This window comes from Pseudomonas fluorescens, assembly GCF_018614655.1.
GTDB classification, from domain to species: Bacteria; Pseudomonadota; Gammaproteobacteria; order Pseudomonadales; family Pseudomonadaceae; genus Aquipseudomonas; species Aquipseudomonas fluorescens_BX.
Genome location: NZ_JAGGOG010000002.1, coordinates 295,109 through 311,323 on the forward strand (window position 1 = coordinate 295,109; position 16,215 = coordinate 311,323).

Here is a 16,215-nt window from a genome sequence, read left to right on the forward strand (position 1 = left end):
CTCAACCAGCTTCGCAGGGCCTTGTTTTCCGGGCCCACGAGCTGCTTTCAGAATTTCAGGTGGTTTTATGGACAGCATCAACAGCCGCATCGCCGAAGAACTCGGTGTACGCCCACAACAGGTCGAAGCGGCCGTCGCCCTTCTGGATGAAGGCTCCACGGTGCCCTTCATCGCCCGTTACCGAAAAGAAGTGACCGGCAGCCTCGACGACATCCAGTTGCGACATCTGGAAGAGCGCCTGCGCTACCTGCGAGAACTCGACGAACGGCGCATCAGCATCCTCGCCAGCATCGAGGAACAGGGCAAGCTGACTCCGCAACTTGAACGCGACATCAAGCTCGCCGACACCAAGACCCGCCTCGAAGACTTGTACCTGCCGTACAAGCAGAAGCGCCGCACCAAGGGCCAGATCGCTCTGGAAGCCGGCCTCGGCGAGCTGGCCGACGGCCTGTTCAATGACCCGTCCCTGGCCCCGGAAAGTGAAGCGGCACGTTTTGTCGATGCAGAAAAAGGTGTTGCCGACGTCAAGGCGGCCCTCGAAGGCGCCAAGTACATCCTCATGGAGCGTTTTGCCGAAGACGCCAACCTGCTGGAAAAACTGCGCAACTACCTGAAACAGGAAGCCACTCTCAGTGCCCGCGTAATCGCCGGCAAGGAAGAGGAAGGCGCAAAATTCCGCGACTACTTTGAACACGACGAACCGCTCAAGAGTATGCCGTCCCACCGCGCACTCGCCATTTTCCGCGGGCGCAACGAAGGCATTCTCAGCTCCGCACTGAAAGTCGGCGACGAACTGCCGGGCACCATGCACCCATGCGAAGGCATGATCGGCCAACAATTCGGCATCCAGAACCAGAACCGGGCTGCGGACAAGTGGCTGGGTGAAGTCGTGCGCTGGACCTGGAAGGTCAAGCTCTACACCCACCTCGAAACCGACTTGCTGGGTGAGTTGCGCGATGGCGCCGAGACCGAGGCGATCAACGTATTCGCCCACAACCTGCACGACTTGCTGCTGGCCGCACCGGCCGGCCCACGCGCTACCTTGGGCCTCGACCCGGGCCTGCGTACCGGTTGCAAGGTTGCGGTGGTCGATGCCACCGGCAAGATGCTCGATCACGCCACAGTTTACCCGCACGTGCCTCACAACAAGTGGGACCAGACCATCGCTATCCTGGCCGCCCTGTGTGCCAAGCACTCCGTGGACCTGATCGCCATCGGCAACGGTACCGCCAGCCGCGAAACCGACAAGTTGGCTGCCGAACTGATCAAAAAGTATCCAGGCATGCAGATGACCAAGGTCATGGTCTCCGAGGCAGGGGCTTCGGTGTACTCGGCGTCGGAACTGGCCTCCAAGGAGTTTCCGGACCTCGACGTGTCGATCCGTGGCGCAGTCTCCATCGCACGTCGCCTGCAGGACCCACTGGCCGAGTTGGTGAAAATCGACCCAAAATCCATCGGTGTCGGCCAGTACCAGCACGACGTGTCGCAGCTGAAACTGGCTCGCGGCCTGGACGCGGTGGTGGAAGACTGCGTGAACGCCGTGGGCGTCGACGTGAACACCGCCTCTGTTGCGCTGCTGGCGCGGATTTCCGGCCTCAACGCTACGCTGGCACAGAATATCGTCACCCACCGCGATGAAAACGGTGCGTTCAAGACCCGTGCAGCGCTGAAAAAAGTCGCACGCCTTGGCGAAAAAACCTTTGAGCAAGCCGCTGGCTTCCTGCGGGTCATGAACGGCGACAACCCGCTGGATGCCTCGGCGGTTCACCCGGAAGCCTATCCGCTGGTGCAACGCATTGCCGCTGAAACCGACCGCGACATCCGTTCGCTGATCGGCGACGCCGCGTTCCTCAAGCGCCTGGACCCGAAAAAGTACACCGACGAAACCTTCGGCGTACCGACCATCACCGACATCCTGCAAGAGTTGGAAAAACCTGGCCGCGACCCGCGTCCTGAGTTCAAGACCGCCGAGTTCCAGGAAGGTGTCGAAGACCTCAAGGACCTGCAACTGGGGATGATCCTCGAAGGTGTGGTCACCAACGTGACCAACTTCGGCGCGTTTGTGGACATCGGCGTGCATCAGGACGGTTTGGTGCACATCTCTGCGCTTTCGGAGAAGTTCATTAAGGATCCACGCGAGGCGGTGAAGGCCGGTGACGTGGTCAAGGTCAAGGTCATGGAAATCGACATCCCGCGCAAACGCGTTGGCCTGTCGATGCGCATGAGCGACACCCCCGGCGAGAAAATCGACGGTGCCCGCGGCGCACGCCCAGGCTCTGCGCCACGCCAGTCGCAGAACCGCTCTGAAAACAGTGCACCACGCAAGGAAACCACCACCGCAGCCCCGGCCAATAACGCCATGGCTTCGCTGTTCGCCAACGCCAAACAACTGAAGAAGCGCTAATGGAACTGCCAGCCGGCTTGACCCGCAGTGCTTTCAGCGACCTGATTGGCTGCCGCCTGCAAAACCTTGAGCAAGGCGTTGCAGAGGTAGCCCTGACCCTGGAACCGCAGTTGCGCAACCGCGCTGGCAAGCTCCACGGCGGGGCGATTTTCAGCCTGGTGGACATCACCATGGGCCTGGCGTGCTCCAGTTCCCATGGTTTTGACCAGCAGAGCGCGACCATCGAGTGCAAAATCAACTACATCCGTGCCGTTTCAGACGGTGACGTGCTGTGCACCGCCCGGGTGATTCACCCAGGCCGGCGCACCCTGGTAGTCGAAGCTGACGTGTACCAGGACGAAAAACTGGTCGCAAAAGCACAAGGCACCTTCGCTGTCCTATAGCTCCCTGTCATCGATTTGAGTTAATTTCGGCGCTGCGAAAGCTGCGCCGAACTTTTCTTCGTGCACGATAGCCAGATTCAAGGACGAGGGCGGCTCTTTCAGAGTGGGTCAACCCGGCTCAAAAACCAGGCGATAACGCCAGTTTCCACTTCACCCTTGTAGACCGTCCTGCCCACCCCCATATTGGGGCGACTGACGCGTGAAGGAATCCAACTTGAGCGAACTTCTCAACCGCCGCCTGGCATTGCTCGGCAAGCACGAACACCTCTCTTTGCTCGAGCAATGCCTGCACGGCATCGAGCGCGAATGCCTGCGCGTCACCGATGAGGGTCGGCTGGCACAAACGCCGCACCCCGAAGCATTGGGCTCCGCGCTGACCAATGAACAGATCACCACCGACTATTCCGAATCGCTGCTGGAATTCATTACGCCGGCCCTGCCCAACCCGGCCGACACCTTGAGCAGCCTCGACAAGATTCACCGTTTTGCCTACAGCAAGCTCGGCAACGAGTACCTGTGGAGTCCATCGATGCCGTGCCCGTTGCCGGCCGAGGAAGATATTCCGATTGCCTACTACGGCACCTCCAACATCGGCCAGCTCAAGTACGTGTACCGCAAGGGTCTGGCCCTGCGTTACGGCAAGACCATGCAGTGCATCGCCGGGATCCACTACAACTTTTCCCTGCCGGAAGCGTTGTGGCCATTGCTCAAGGAAAGTGAAGGCTTTGTCGGTACCGACCGTGACTACCAGTCCACGGCCTATATCGCACTGATCCGTAACTTCCGCCGCTACAGCTGGTTGTTGATGTACCTGTTCGGCGCCTCGCCGGCCCTGGACGCAGGCTTCCTGCGCGGGCGCTCCCACCAGTTGGAACAACTGGACGCCGACACCCTGTACCTGCCCTACGCCACCAGCCTGCGCATGAGCGACCTGGGTTACCAGAGTAACGCCCAGGCCGGCCTGACCCCTTGCTACAACGATCTGGCCAGCTACACCGACAGCCTGCGCGAAGCGGTAGCAACCCCTTACGCGCCTTACGTTGAAGTCGGCACCCATAAGGACGGTGAGTGGGTACAGCTCAACACCAACATCCTGCAGATCGAAAATGAGTACTACTCCAACATTCGCCCCAAGCGTGTGACCTACACCGGCGAGCGGCCGATCCAGGCGTTGATGGCCCGTGGCATCCAGTACATTGAAGTACGTTGCCTGGACATCAACCCGTTCCTGCCGATGGGCATCGACTTGCCAGAATCGCGCTTCCTCGACGCGTTCCTGCTGTATTGCGCGTTGAACGACAGCCCGCTGTTCGAAAACAACGAATGCGGCAACGCCACTTCCAACTTCCTCAGCGTGGTCAAGGAAGGTCGCCGTCCGGGCCTGACATTGCAGCGACGCGGTGAGTCGGTAGACATGAAGGAATGGGCGGCCGAGCTGCTGGAGAAAATTGCTCCGTTGGCGGCGCTGCTGGACCAGAGCCAGGGCATCACCGAACACAGCCACGCGCTGGACGCCCAACTGGCAAAGATCAAGGACCCATCCCTGACGCCGTCGGCCCAGGTGTTGGCGGCCATGAGCGAGCGTAAGGAAAGTTTTGCGCAGTTCTCCCTGCGTCAGAGCCAGGTACACGCCGAGTTCTTCCGCAGCGAGCCGCTGGCGGCTGATGAGCAAGCACGCTTTGAAGAACTGGCACGCCACTCGCTGGTGCAGCAGGCAGAGCTGGAGCAGAACGAAGTGGGGGATTTCGATGTGTTTGTCGGGTCGTACCAGGCGAGTATTCTGGCGATCAGTAACTAACCCCTCACTCGGTCCCCTGTGGGAGCGGGCTTGTGTGGGAGCGGGCTTGCTCGCGAAAGCGGTGGGTCAGTTAATTCATATTTGACTGACACTCCGTATTCGCGAGCAAGCCCGCTCCCACACAAGCCCGCTCCCACATTTAGATCTGCGTGGATTCACAGTTCACGTTCACTTCTCCTCATAAGCTAATGCGAAAATGTTATTTATTTTCGTATTCTTAGATCATTTAGTCTCCTCACACGCCGACCCCCGGCCGCCTGTTTGAGGAGTTTTCCCTTGAAACTGCATTTCCCCCTACGCCTCCTGGCGGCGCTTTCCCTGGCCGGCGCGAGCCTGTTTGCCCAGGCTGCCGATGTCACCATCGCCTACCAGACCACCGTTGACCCGGCGAAAGTCGCCCAGGCCGACGGCGCTTATGAAAAAGCCACCAACGCCAAGATCGACTGGCGCAAATTCGACAACGGAGCCGACATCATCGCCGCCATCGCTTCCGGCGACGTGCAGATCGGCTACCTCGGTTCCAGCCCGCTGACCGCTGCCGTCACCCGCAAAGTCCCGGTGGAAACCTTCCTTATTGCCACCCAGATCGGCGGTGCCGAAGCACTGGTGGCGCGTAACGGTTCCGGGATCAACAGCCCGCAGGACCTGATCGGCAAGAAAATCGCCGTGCCTTTTGTCTCCACCGGCCACTACAGCCTGCTGGCGGCGTTGAAGCACTGGAACATTGACCCCTCGAAAGTCACCATCCTCAATCTCGCGCCACCGGCCATCATTGCCGCCTGGAAACGCGGTGATATCGACGCCACCTATGTGTGGGACCCAGCCCTGGGCGTGGCCAAGGAAAACGGCAAGGTGCTCATTACCTCCGGCGAACTGGCCAAGTTCGGCGCACCGACCTTCGATGCCTGGATCGTGCGTAAAGACTTCGCGGAAAAACACCCAGAGATCGTCACCGCGTTCGCCAAGGTCACTCTCGACGCCTACGCCGCTTACCGCAAAGACCCACAAGCCTGGCTCGCCGACAAAGGCAACGTCGACAAGCTGGTGAAACTCTCCGGCGCCAAGGCCACTGATATTCCTTTGCTGCTGCAAGGCAATGTCTACCCGCTGGCGGCGGACCAGGTCACCATGCTCGGCGCTCCGACCACCAAAGCCGTGACCGACACCGCTGCGTTCCTCAAGGAACAAGGCAAGGTCGACGCGGTGCTGCCGGACTACGCCCCGTACGTCAGCCCCAAGTTCATCACTAACTGATACCAGGAGTTAACCGCGATGGCCTTGCTACAACTGGAGCGCATCAGCGCACAGTACCCAGGCGCCACAACGCCCGTGCTGGCGGATATTTCCCTGAGCCTTGGGCCCCAGCAATTGCTGGTCGCCCTCGGCCCTTCCGGCAGTGGCAAGACTTCGCTGTTGAACCTGATTGCCGGTTTCGTCGAGCCCAGCGCCGGGCGCATCACCCTCGACGGCGTGCCGGTCAAGGGGCCGAGTGCCGAACGTGGCGTAGTGTTCCAGGACGACGCCCTACTGCCTTGGCAGGACGTGCTGGCCAACGTCGGCTTCGGTCTGGAGTTGGCTGGCGTGCCCAAGGCCAAGCGCGAAATCCGTGCAAAAGAAATGCTCGCGCTGGTGGACCTGGCAGGCTTTGACAGCCGCCGCATCTGGCAACTGTCCGGTGGCCAGAAGCAGCGTGTCGGCCTGGCCCGTGCATTGGCCGCAGACCCTCGCGTACTGCTGATGGACGAACCCTTCGGCGCCCTCGATGCCTTCACCCGTGAACAGATGCAGGAGTTGCTGCTGCAAGTCTGGCGGCGCACGGCCAAGCCGGTATTCCTGATTACCCACGACATTGAAGAAGCGGTATTCCTCGCCACCGATTTGATCCTGCTGGCGCCCAACCCCGGCCAGATCGTCGAACGCCTGAGCCTGGACTTCGGCCAGCGCTATGCCGCCGGTGAGTCGGCGCGGGCGATCAAGTCCGACCCACGCTTTATCGAAACCCGCGAACACGTGCTGGGCAAGGTGTTCTCCCAACGGCAGGTGTCCGCATGAGCAGTTATGAATTACCGGCCACGGCCGCCAAACCCGTCGCCAACACCGCAACGCCCGTGCGCCGCAGCTTGAGCACCCGTTGGATCAGTGTGCTGACCTTGGTTACCTTGCTGGCCATCTGGTGGGCCGTCACCGCCAGCGGCCTGATCGAACCGCTATTCCTGCCTCCACCCTCCGCCGTCCTGCAAAAAGGCTGGCTGCTGGCGACCACCGGCTATATGGATTCCACCCTGTGGCAGCATTTGGGCGCGAGCCTCAGCCGGATTGGCCTAGGCCTTGGTTTTGCGGTGCTGACGGCTGTGCCGGTGGGCATCGCCATCGGCTCCAATCGTATTGCCCGTGGGATTCTCGATCCGCTGATCGAGTTCTATCGCCCGATTCCACCGCTGGCTTACCTGCCGCTGATCGTGATCTGGTGCGGCATCGGTGAGCTGTCCAAAGTGCTGCTGATCTACCTGGCGATTTTCGCGCCGATCACCATTGCCACCGCCACCGGCGTGCGCACGGTCGACCCGGCCAAACTGCGTGCGGCGCAGTCCCTGGGCGCGACCCGGGCACAACTGATTCGCCATGTGATTTTGCCGAGCGCCTTGCCGGACATCCTCACCGGCGTACGGATTGGCTTGGGTGTCGGCTGGTCGACACTGGTGGCTGCCGAACTGATCGCCGCCACCAGCGGCCTGGGCTTCATGGTGCAGTCAGCCGCGCAATTCCTGGTCACCGATGTGGTCGTGTTGGGGATCCTGGTCATCGCCCTGATCGCCTTCGCCATGGAAATGGGGCTGCGCGCCCTGCAACGCAAACTGGTCCCGTGGCACGGCCAGGCGCACTAAGCACAACAGCACTGACCACGCCGACAGCTCGGCGCCCAACACTCGCGAGAACAGCATGAGCAGCCTGACCGTAACGCCCCTCAGCACCGCCCTTGGCGCCCAGATCAGCGGCGTCGATATCACCCAACCGCTGAGCGCCGAACAGCGCAACACCATCGAACAGGCCCTGCTCAAGCACTCGGTGCTGTTCTTTCGCGACCAGCCGATCACCCCACAGCAACAAGCGCGGTTTGCCGCGAATTTCGGCGACCTGCACATTCACCCGATCTACCCCAACGTGCCGGAACAGCCTGAAGTGCTGATCCTCGACACCGCCGTTACCGACGTACGTGATAACGCGATCTGGCATACCGACGTGACCTTCCTGCCCACACCTGCCCTCGGCGCGATACTCAGCGCCAAGCTGTTGCCGGAGTTTGGCGGCGATACGTTGTGGGCCAGCGGCATTGCGGCGTATGAAGCGTTGTCGGAACCCTTGAAAGCCCTGCTCGACGGTTTGACCGCCACACACGACTTCACCAAATCCTTCCCGCTGGAACGTTTTGGCAATACGCCTGAAGACCTGGCCCGCTGGGAGGAAGCCCGCCGGAAGAATCCGCCACTGTCCCATCCGGTGATCCGCACTCACCCAGTGAGCGGACGCAAATCACTGTTCGTCAGCGACGGTTTCACTACCAGAATTAACGAGCTGGAACCTGCCGAAAGCGAAGCTATCCTCAAGCTGCTGTTTGCCCACGCGACCCGCCCGGAATTCACCATTCGCTGGCGCTGGCAGGCAAACGACGTGGCGTTCTGGGATAACCGCGTGACCCAGCACTACGCCGTCGACGATTACCGACCGCAAAGGCGAGTGATGCATCGAGCGACGATTCTGGGGGATGTACCGTTCTGATTGAACACCGCAAAACAACTGTGGGAGCCGGGCTTGCCCGCTCCCACATTGACCGAACTGTGACAGGTTATTCCGCCATCGAAGGCTTCTCCCACAGGTTGATCCCGCCCTCCTGGGCAAACCGATCAATCTCCGCCAGCTCCTGAGCACTGAAACTCAAGTTCTTCAACGCGCCGACGTTTTCAATGATCTGCTCCGGCCGGCTCGCACCGATCAACGCACTGGTCACCCGTGGGTCGCGCAGCGTCCAGGCCAAGGCCATTTGCGCCAGGCTCTGGCCACGGCGCTTGGCGATCTCATTGAGGGCGCGCACATGGTCGATGTTTGCGTCGGACAAATGCGTGGCCTGCAACGAACCACCCCCCGGACGATTCACCCGCGCGTCAGCCGGCACGCCGTTGAGGTACTTGTCGGTCAACAAACCCTGGGCCAGCGGCGTGAACGCAATCACCCCGGCACCGAGTTCGTCGGTGGCGTCCAGCAAGTCTTTTTCCACCCAACGGTTGAGCAGGTTGTAGGCCGGCTGGTGGATCAGTAGCGGGACTTTCCACTCTTTGAGCAGCGCCGCCATTTCCCGAGTCTTGGCCCCGGAGTAAGACGAGATGCCGATGTACAGCGCCTTGCCCTGTTGCACAGCAGTGGCGAGAGCGCTGGCGGTTTCTTCCAGTGGGGTGTCGGCATCAAAACGGTGGGAGTAGAAGATATCCACATAGTCCACGCCGAGGCGTTGCAGGCTCTGGTCGAGGCTCGCCAACACGTATTTGCGCGAACCACCACCCTGGCCATAAGGGCCCGGCCACATGTCCCAGCCGGCCTTGCTGGAGATGATCAGTTCGTCGCGGTAGTGCTTGAAGTCTTCGCGCAGCAGGCGACCGAAATTGATCTCGGCGCTGCCATAGGGCGGGCCATAGTTGTTGGCCAGGTCGAAGTGGTTGATCCCAAGGTCAAACGCCGTGCGCAGCAAGGCGCGCTGGGTGTCGATGGGGGTGCTGTCGCCAAAGTTGTGCCACAGCCCCAGGGACAGTGCCGGCAGCACCAATCCGCTGCGGCCTACGCGGCGATAAGGAATAGATTCATAGCGGTTTTCGGCAGCAATGTAAGTCATCGAATCCTCTCTGGGCTTAGGGCAAGTAAGGCTTGGGAATAACGATATTCCCAAGCCTTTTAACCAGCTGAATCGCTTAAGTGTGCCCATCCTTTTTACAGCAAAGACCTACCAGAGTGGAACGACATAGCTCACATAGAAGCGGTTTTCATCTTGGACGGTCGCACCGGTGATGTCCGGGCTGGCGTGGGCATTTTTCCAGGTGACGCCCACGCCCTTGAGTTTGCCGGTGGGCACTTCGTAGGCCAGGGAAATATCACGTTCCCATTCCTTGGCGTTGCTGTCCTGTGGGGTGCGGATCTGATCGCCATGGGCGTAGGTGGCGGCGAACTTCAGACCGTCGAGGCCGACCTTGCCGAAGTCATATTTGTACTGCGCCAGCCAGGTGCGCTCGCCCGCATGCTGGAATTTGTTCAACTGCAGATTGGTCAGCGCCGGTGAGTCGGCACCCGAGCCCGGGGCTTGGCGGGCGTCGCCGCTGTTGAGGCCGGAGTCGAGGTACGGGAAGTCACTGTTGCCGCTGTTTTTCTGCGCGCCGATACCGACGGTGTGGCCCTCGAGGCTGTAGCTTTCCATCAGGCTGATGGTCGACTGGTTGATCCGGCCTTTGGTGCCGCCGCCACCGTAGAAACCGGACGCTGCGAAGTCCTTGTTGCCGTCGGCGTTTTCGCCGGTACCGAGGCTGCGAAACAGGCGCAGATCACTGTCTATCGCGCCCACCATCAAGCTGTCATGGCGCTTGGCGCCGAGGAAGGCTTGCTGGTAGTAATCCTCAAGGTTGGCGTACCACAGGCTGACAGTGGTGCCCGGCAAGCCGGTGTAGTCGGCGCCACCGAAGAGGAAGCGATCGCTTTCCTTGGTACCGCCGGCGGTGATCATGCCGGTGTCGGCGGTTTCATTGCGGATCTTGGTCTTGAAAATATCGCCGGCGGTGAAGGTGAAATCGGTCAGGTCTTTGGAGACCAGTTGCACGCCGGTGTTGGTCTGCTGGTACAGGCGCCCGTCGGTGTTGGCCAATACCGGGTTGTTACCGTAGAGAGTGCCGACCCGCAGTTCATCCTTGAGAAAACGCATCTTGAAGGTTGGGCTGAGCACGCCAAACTGATCGGCGGACTTGCCGTTATCCAGCGGGAACATACTGCCGGGATAGCGGCCCTGGTGATCCTTGTCGTTGAGGTCGCCACCGGAATCCAGCTTCAAACCGTAGAACGCCTGCAGGTCCAGGCCCAAACCCACGGCGCCTTCGGTGTAGCCGGACTTGAAGTTGAACTCAAAGCCCTGACCCCAATCGCGGTAGCTCTTGGCCTTGGCACTGCTGCCAGCCACATCCCGCCCCTGCTGGTTGAGATAGCGGTTGAGCAGGGTCACGTCGGCGTGGCTGTCGTCAATAAAGTCGGCATGGGCGGACAGCATAAAGCTCGCCATGGCGGCACCCACCATGGGGCTTAATAACGTCTTCATTGGTACCGGTCTCCGTCACTGTTCTGAAATGAAAGCGTCAAACGCTTCACACAATTAGGGAGTGGCCAGATGACAGTTACGCGTCAAACCGGGGGTTTGGCGGATGAAATTAAATTTAAGAAAACCCCGGTTCAGAGGCCTCGGCGAACACGTCGGCCAGCCCATCGACAAACACTCGCACCCTCGGCGACAGGTGCCGGCTGTGCGGATAGCGCGTCATGAATTGCGGCAACGCCGGGACTACAAAATACTTGCCCAAGGTGCCGTGCAAGTCCACCCGCAAGCGCCCCTTGGGTGCCACTGAACGAAAGGCCAACTCTGCCTCTTCCAGCTCCGCCAGCAGTTGCACACAGCTCAGGTAATAGGCTTCGCCATCCAGGGTCGGGCGGACCCGACGGGTGCTGCGCTCCAACAACCGGGTGCCGAGCCAGGCTTCGAACTGGTTGAGGGTGTGAATCAGAGTTGCCCGAGGCAAATTCAAGTCATCGGCGGCCTGGGTGAAGCTGCTGCGCTCGTAGATTCGTACGAAAACCCGCATCGCTTTGACTTGATCCACGCAGCACTCCTGGGTACCGATTGTTGGCGATTATTGAACAGTCAAACCAGCTCGCGCGCATTTATCGGCCAGGGTAAATATGTGAATCTGCCGTCACACCCAACCACTTCCCCAAGGAAACCCCACATGACGACTCAAGTTGCCATTGTTACCGGCGCCTCCCGTGGCATCGGCGCAGTCATCGCCCGCCAGCTGGCCGCTGACGGTTATGCCGTTGCCGTCAACTATGCCAGCAGCGCCACCGAAGCCACGAAACTGGTAGACGAACTTCGCCAGGCGGGGCACCAGGCCATAGCGATCCAGGGCGACGTCGCCAGCCCCGCCGATGTCAAGCGCCTGTTCGACGAGACCGAAGCGCAGCTGGGCAAGGTCGATGTGTTGATCAACAACGCCGGGATTCTCAAGATGCTGCCATTGGCCCAGCACAGCGATGAGCTGTACGACCAGACGTTCAACATCCACACCCGTGGCACCTTCAACGCACTGCGTGAAGCCGCCACCCGCATGAACGACGGCGGGCGCATCGTCAATTTCTCCAGCAGCACGGTTGGCCTCAACTTCCCGGGTTATGCGGTGTACATCGCCAGCAAGGCGGCCGTGGAATCCCTGACCCAAGTGTTCGCCAAGGAAATGCGCGGCCGGGGCATCACCGTCAATGCCGTCGCACCAGGCCCGGTGGCCACCGAACTGTTTCTGCATGGCAAGAGCGAAGAGCAGATTCAGACCCTCGCCAAAATGCCGCCCCTGGAACGTCTCGGCCAACCGGAAGATATTGCCCGCGTGGTGTCGTTCCTGGTGAGCCCGGCGGGTGCCTGGGTCAACGGGCAAATCCTGCGGGCCAATGGTGGGTTGGTCTGAAACACCCGCGCCAGGTGTTGGCCTGCAAGATCTGCTGGCGCCGCGGCCCTCTAACGTAGCAGCGGTCGAGTAGAACGAGGCCGCGTTCGACTGCGCAGCAGTCGTGAATCAGCCACCGTGTTGTGTCAGGTTTTACGAGGACTTCGTCCTCGTTCTACTCGACCGCTGCTACGCTGAATCCAGCTTTCATACCGGTGGAGACTTCAAACATGCACACCGCCCTAATCATCACCTTCGGCCTGGTCCTGCTGGCACTGATGCTGTTTATCGGCCAAAAACTGGGCGCCAGCCGGCATATCCTCACCTACAGTTTTGTCGGGATCTGGCTGGTTTTATCGGTGATTAACGGTGCAATTGGCGTGATCACCGCCGGCCAGCCCCTGATGTCGGAGCTGGTGATCGGCAGTGTGGTGTTCGGTGCGCCAGTGGTGGCAATGGCCCTGTTTATCAGCAGGGCCTGAGCCTTAGCGAACCAGGTGCAAGAACTGCAGATGCCGTTCGTACTGGTCGAGGATGTCGTTGATGATCTGCTCCTTGGTGTAGCCCACCAGGTCGTAGTCCTGGCTACCTTCACTCAAGTGCACTTCCGCCCGGTAATAGCGACGGTTGTTGATCTCTTTGGAACCCATGCCACCGCGAGCAAACGAAGGTGTGAAGTAGCCGCGCATCTGCACCTGATAAATAAACGGATGCTCTTCGCCATGGCCGATTTCCAGGCTGACGCTGTCGTTGACCGGATCAGGCTGGGTGACCACGCTCAGGCCTTTCTCGACGAACACCGCCGTCACTTCTTCAATGGCCGGGCGCACGGTGGTTTCGAGGAAGCGGTACACCTCATCCCGTGACGGGAAGTGCACAGCCTGGCTCAAACGCTGGCGCCAACCGCCACGCCCCTTGCGTGCGGCCGAGACCGGCGCCAGGGAATGCAGTTGCGCGATCTGCTTCTGGGATTCGAGGTAGAAGGCCTTGTGCAGCCCCCACATCATCAGCAACAGGATCATCGAGAACGGTAGTGAGGTCAGTACGACCGCCGACTTCAGCGAATCAATACTGCCGGCAAACAACAAGGCACTGGTCACCAGTGCGGTCATCGCGCCCCAGAACACCCGCAGCCATTTCGGTCCGTCTTCATCGGCGTTGCCGCCTTTGGCCGACAGGGTGGACAGCACCACGGTGCCGGAGTCGGCGGACGTGACGAAGAACACGAAGCTGATAAACACCGTGACCGCAATGACCGTCTTGCTCCACGGGTAGGTTTCCAGCAGCAGGTAGAGGCTCATCGATGGATCGTCAATGGCTGACTGACCGAGCGCCACCATGCCGTGGTTAAGCACCTGATCGATGGCGCTATTGCCGAAGATCGACATCCACGCCAGGGTGAAACCCAACGGGATCAACAGCACGCCGAAGACGAATTCTCGGATGGTGCGGCCACGGGAAATACGCGCGATGAACAGGCCCACGAACGGCGACCATGCGATCCACCAGGCCCAATAGAACACGGTCCAGCCGCCCAGCCAGTCGCTGGGTTTGTCATAGGCGTAGAGATCGAAACTCTTGGTCGGCAAGGCACCGAGGTAGTCGCCGATATTCTGGATCAGGGTGTTGAGCAAGTGCTGGGTGGGGCCGGCGAACAACACGAACAGCAGCAGCGCACAGGCCAGCAGCATGTTGATGTCGGACATCACCCGCACGCCCTTGTCGACACCGGCCACGGCCACCAGGATCGCCGCGCCCATCATCAGGGTGATCAGACCGACCTGAACCCACTGGGTGTGAGCCACGCCGAACAAATAATCGAGCCCGGAGTTGAGGTGCAGCACGCCAAAGCCCATGTCGGCACCGAGGCCAAACACCGTGGCGATAATGCCGAAACCGTCCACCGCGTAGCCGATGGGGCCGTTGATGCGTTTGCCAATCAGCGGGTACAGCGCCGAGCGCAATGCCAGCGGCAGGTTATGCCGGTAGGCGAAATACGCCAGGGCCATGCCGACAAAGGCGAACACACCCCAACCGTGCAGGCCCCAGTGCAGAAACAGGATCTGCATGGCCTGGCGTGCAGCCTCTGCGGTACCGGCTTCACCTTGGGGCGGTTGCACCAGGTGCGTCAGCGGCTCCGAGACGCAGAAGAAAAACAGCGTGATGCTGATCCCGGCGGCGAACAGCATGCCGGCCCAGGACAGGTAACTGAATTCGGGCTCGTCGTGGTCGGCACCGAGTTTGATCTTGCCGTAGCCCGATAACGCGGTGACCACCACGAAGACCAGATACAGGGTCATCGCCAGCATGTAGTACCAGCCGACCGTGTTGGCCGCCCAGTTTTGCGCAGCCAATAGCCAGGCACCGGCTTGTTCGGGAATAGCGATAACGGTCAGGCCAAACAGCAGAATGAAGCTCGCGGCGAAGTAAAACACCGGCGGGTTCATGCGGACCAGACCGCTGGAAGGTGTGGACGATGCACTCATGAAAGGCGCACCTCAAGGGTGTGGGATGTGGCTGTAAAAAACGGACTCAGCAAAGGTAAGCCTCCTGTTGTGAGCGGGCAGCGAACCACCGGTTTAACTTGAACGAACAGTCAAGTTAAACATGGATAGGCGTTTTTGGACTAATCGCAGGGCCGAGCGGTAGGTTGTTCCTACACTAGCTCAAGGAAAGGTATGACGGGTGAGGACGGCAAAACGTTCAGTGATGACTGAGCGAAAAAATGGCCTGATTTGGAATGCAATCCCTTGTGGGAGCGGGCCCGCTCCCACAGAAGCCAGCTCCCACATTGAGTCTTCATTACCCTGAATGATGTGTTCGCAAACTACTTCTGCGTCCCATCATCATGCTGCAAGTTCGCCTGGGTCAGGTTCGCCCCCGCCGGCACGCTGCGGGTCAGCCACACGTTACCGCCAATGGTCGAGCCTTTACCAATGGTGATCCTGCCCAGGATCGTCGCCCCAGCGTAGATCACCACATCATCTTCGACGATCGGATGACGCGGGTGGCCTTTCTGCAATTGCCCGTCCTCATCCGCCGGGAAGCGCTTGGCCCCCAGGGTCACCGCCTGATAAATGCGCACCCGCTCACCGATGATTGCCGTCTCGCCGATCACCACACCCGTCCCGTGATCGATAAAGAAACTCGGGCCAATCTGTGCGCCAGGGTGGATGTCGATACCCGTGGCAGAATGGGCGATTTCCGCGCTGATCCGCGCCAGCAGCGGCAACCCGGCACGATACAGATGGTGAGCCAGGCGATGGTGAATCACCGCCAGGATCCCCGGATAGCACAGCAGCACCTCATCAACACTGCGAGCCGCCGGATCGCCGTGATACGCGGCCAGCACATCGGTGTCCAACAGGCTGCGCAGCGCCGGCAATGCGAGGGCGAAATCCTGGATCAGGCGGATAGCGGTGGCATCGATCTCGATGTCCTGTTGCCCGCCTTGGCGTGCCGCGTAACGCAGTTCTAATCGCGCCTGGGCCAACAGGGCGTTCAACGCCACATCCAGGGTATGGCCGACGTAGAAGTCTTCACTCTCCTCACGCAAATCCACCGGCCCCAGGCGCATCGGGAACAACGCCCCACACAAGGCTTCAAGAATCTGCGCCACGGCGTCCCGCGAAGGCAGCTCGCGCCCGCCCTGCTCACCGCTGACTCGGCCGTTGCGGGTGCGCCACTGGTCCCGGGCGCTGCGCAACTGGCTGACAATAGTCTGTAACTGCCAATGGCTGGAACGATCACTCACGGTCTTCACTCCTGACGAAATGGCCATCACTTTACGGCATGAAACCTGAGCGGCCTTAAGAACCATTAGTGCGATGGTAAGAACTATTCGAAATAAGCGATTGACGGTTGCCCGATGAAAAGTGCCTGCCTATAGTCCCT

At 60.3% G+C, this 16,215-nt stretch carries 13 protein-coding genes and 1 pseudogene; 9 read left to right on the forward strand and 5 right to left on the reverse strand.

Annotation, left to right across the window (positions count from 1 at the left end):
• The first annotated feature begins 67 nt into the window (after positions 1-67).
• The 7 genes from J7E41_RS02145 to tauD all read left to right on the forward strand — a co-directional run bounded on the left by J7E41_RS02145 (position 68) and on the right by tauD (position 8,362).
• Complete coding sequence (locus J7E41_RS02145) at positions 68-2,404, forward strand: Tex family protein (protein WP_214989749.1); 2,337 nt, start codon at positions 68-70, stop codon at positions 2,402-2,404.
• The gene (locus tag J7E41_RS02150) at positions 2,404-2,787 is read left to right on the forward strand and encodes a PaaI family thioesterase (RefSeq protein WP_214989750.1); all 384 of its coding nucleotides are present in this window, start codon (positions 2,404-2,406) and stop codon (positions 2,785-2,787) included. The genes J7E41_RS02145 and J7E41_RS02150 overlap by 1 nt, the downstream gene beginning before the upstream one ends.
• A gap of 214 nt (positions 2,788-3,001) precedes the next feature.
• Positions 3,002-4,585 carry a glutamate--cysteine ligase gene (gene gshA / locus J7E41_RS02155; protein ID WP_214989751.1) on the forward strand — a complete coding sequence of 528 codons (1,584 nt, stop codon included), beginning with the start codon at positions 3,002-3,004 and terminating at the stop codon, positions 4,583-4,585.
• A 276-nt stretch (positions 4,586-4,861) separates the two neighbouring features.
• On the forward strand, positions 4,862-5,839 hold the full coding sequence (gene tauA, locus J7E41_RS02160; RefSeq protein ID WP_214989752.1) for a taurine ABC transporter substrate-binding protein: 978 nt from the start codon (positions 4,862-4,864) through the stop codon (positions 5,837-5,839).
• An 18-nt stretch (positions 5,840-5,857) separates the two neighbouring features.
• Entirely contained in the window at positions 5,858-6,637 is a 780-nt protein-coding gene (gene tauB / locus J7E41_RS02165; RefSeq protein ID WP_169357358.1) for a taurine ABC transporter ATP-binding subunit, read from the forward strand.
• Positions 6,634-7,470 carry a taurine ABC transporter permease TauC gene (tauC, locus tag J7E41_RS02170; protein WP_214989753.1) on the forward strand — a complete coding sequence of 279 codons (837 nt, stop codon included), beginning with the start codon at positions 6,634-6,636 and terminating at the stop codon, positions 7,468-7,470. The genes tauB and tauC overlap by 4 nt, the downstream gene beginning before the upstream one ends.
• Before the next feature lie 55 nt (positions 7,471-7,525).
• On the forward strand, positions 7,526-8,362 hold the full coding sequence (gene tauD, locus J7E41_RS02175) for a taurine dioxygenase (protein WP_214989754.1): 837 nt from the start codon (positions 7,526-7,528) through the stop codon (positions 8,360-8,362).
• A gap of 67 nt (positions 8,363-8,429) precedes the next feature.
• Here tauD and mgrA read toward each other — a convergent pair whose 3' ends face one another.
• From mgrA to J7E41_RS02190, 3 genes and pseudogenes are all read right to left on the reverse strand, one after another.
• The gene (gene mgrA / locus J7E41_RS02180; protein ID WP_214989755.1) at positions 8,430-9,467 is read right to left on the reverse strand and encodes an L-glyceraldehyde 3-phosphate reductase; all 1,038 of its coding nucleotides are present in this window, start codon (positions 9,465-9,467) and stop codon (positions 8,430-8,432) included.
• Between the two features lie 108 nt (positions 9,468-9,575).
• Positions 9,576-10,907 carry an OprD family outer membrane porin gene (locus tag J7E41_RS02185; RefSeq protein ID WP_214989886.1) on the reverse strand — a complete coding sequence of 444 codons (1,332 nt, stop codon included), beginning with the start codon at positions 10,905-10,907 and terminating at the stop codon, positions 9,576-9,578.
• Positions 10,908-11,079: 172 nt separating this feature from the next.
• Positions 11,080-11,484: pseudogene (locus tag J7E41_RS02190) on the reverse strand (LysR family transcriptional regulator); the annotation flags it as partial.
• A 126-nt stretch (positions 11,485-11,610) separates the two neighbouring features.
• Between J7E41_RS02190 and J7E41_RS02195 the strand changes: the two are divergent.
• Positions 11,611-12,342, forward strand: coding sequence for an SDR family oxidoreductase (locus J7E41_RS02195; RefSeq protein WP_214989756.1), 732 nt, complete (start codon positions 11,611-11,613; stop codon positions 12,340-12,342).
• 209 nt (positions 12,343-12,551) lie between these two features.
• Positions 12,552-12,803, forward strand: a complete 252-nt coding sequence (locus J7E41_RS02200) for a hypothetical protein (RefSeq protein ID WP_214989757.1) — start codon at positions 12,552-12,554, stop codon at positions 12,801-12,803.
• 3 nt (positions 12,804-12,806) lie between these two features.
• On the opposite strand, the gene betT is transcribed toward J7E41_RS02200, so the two are convergent.
• Entirely contained in the window at positions 12,807-14,768 is a 1,962-nt protein-coding gene (gene betT / locus J7E41_RS02205; RefSeq protein ID WP_214989888.1) for a choline transporter BetT, read from the reverse strand.
• A 380-nt stretch (positions 14,769-15,148) separates the two neighbouring features.
• The gene (gene epsC, locus J7E41_RS02210) at positions 15,149-16,075 is read right to left on the reverse strand and encodes a serine O-acetyltransferase EpsC (RefSeq protein WP_214989758.1); all 927 of its coding nucleotides are present in this window, start codon (positions 16,073-16,075) and stop codon (positions 15,149-15,151) included.
• Between the last annotated feature and the right edge of the window lie 140 nt (positions 16,076-16,215).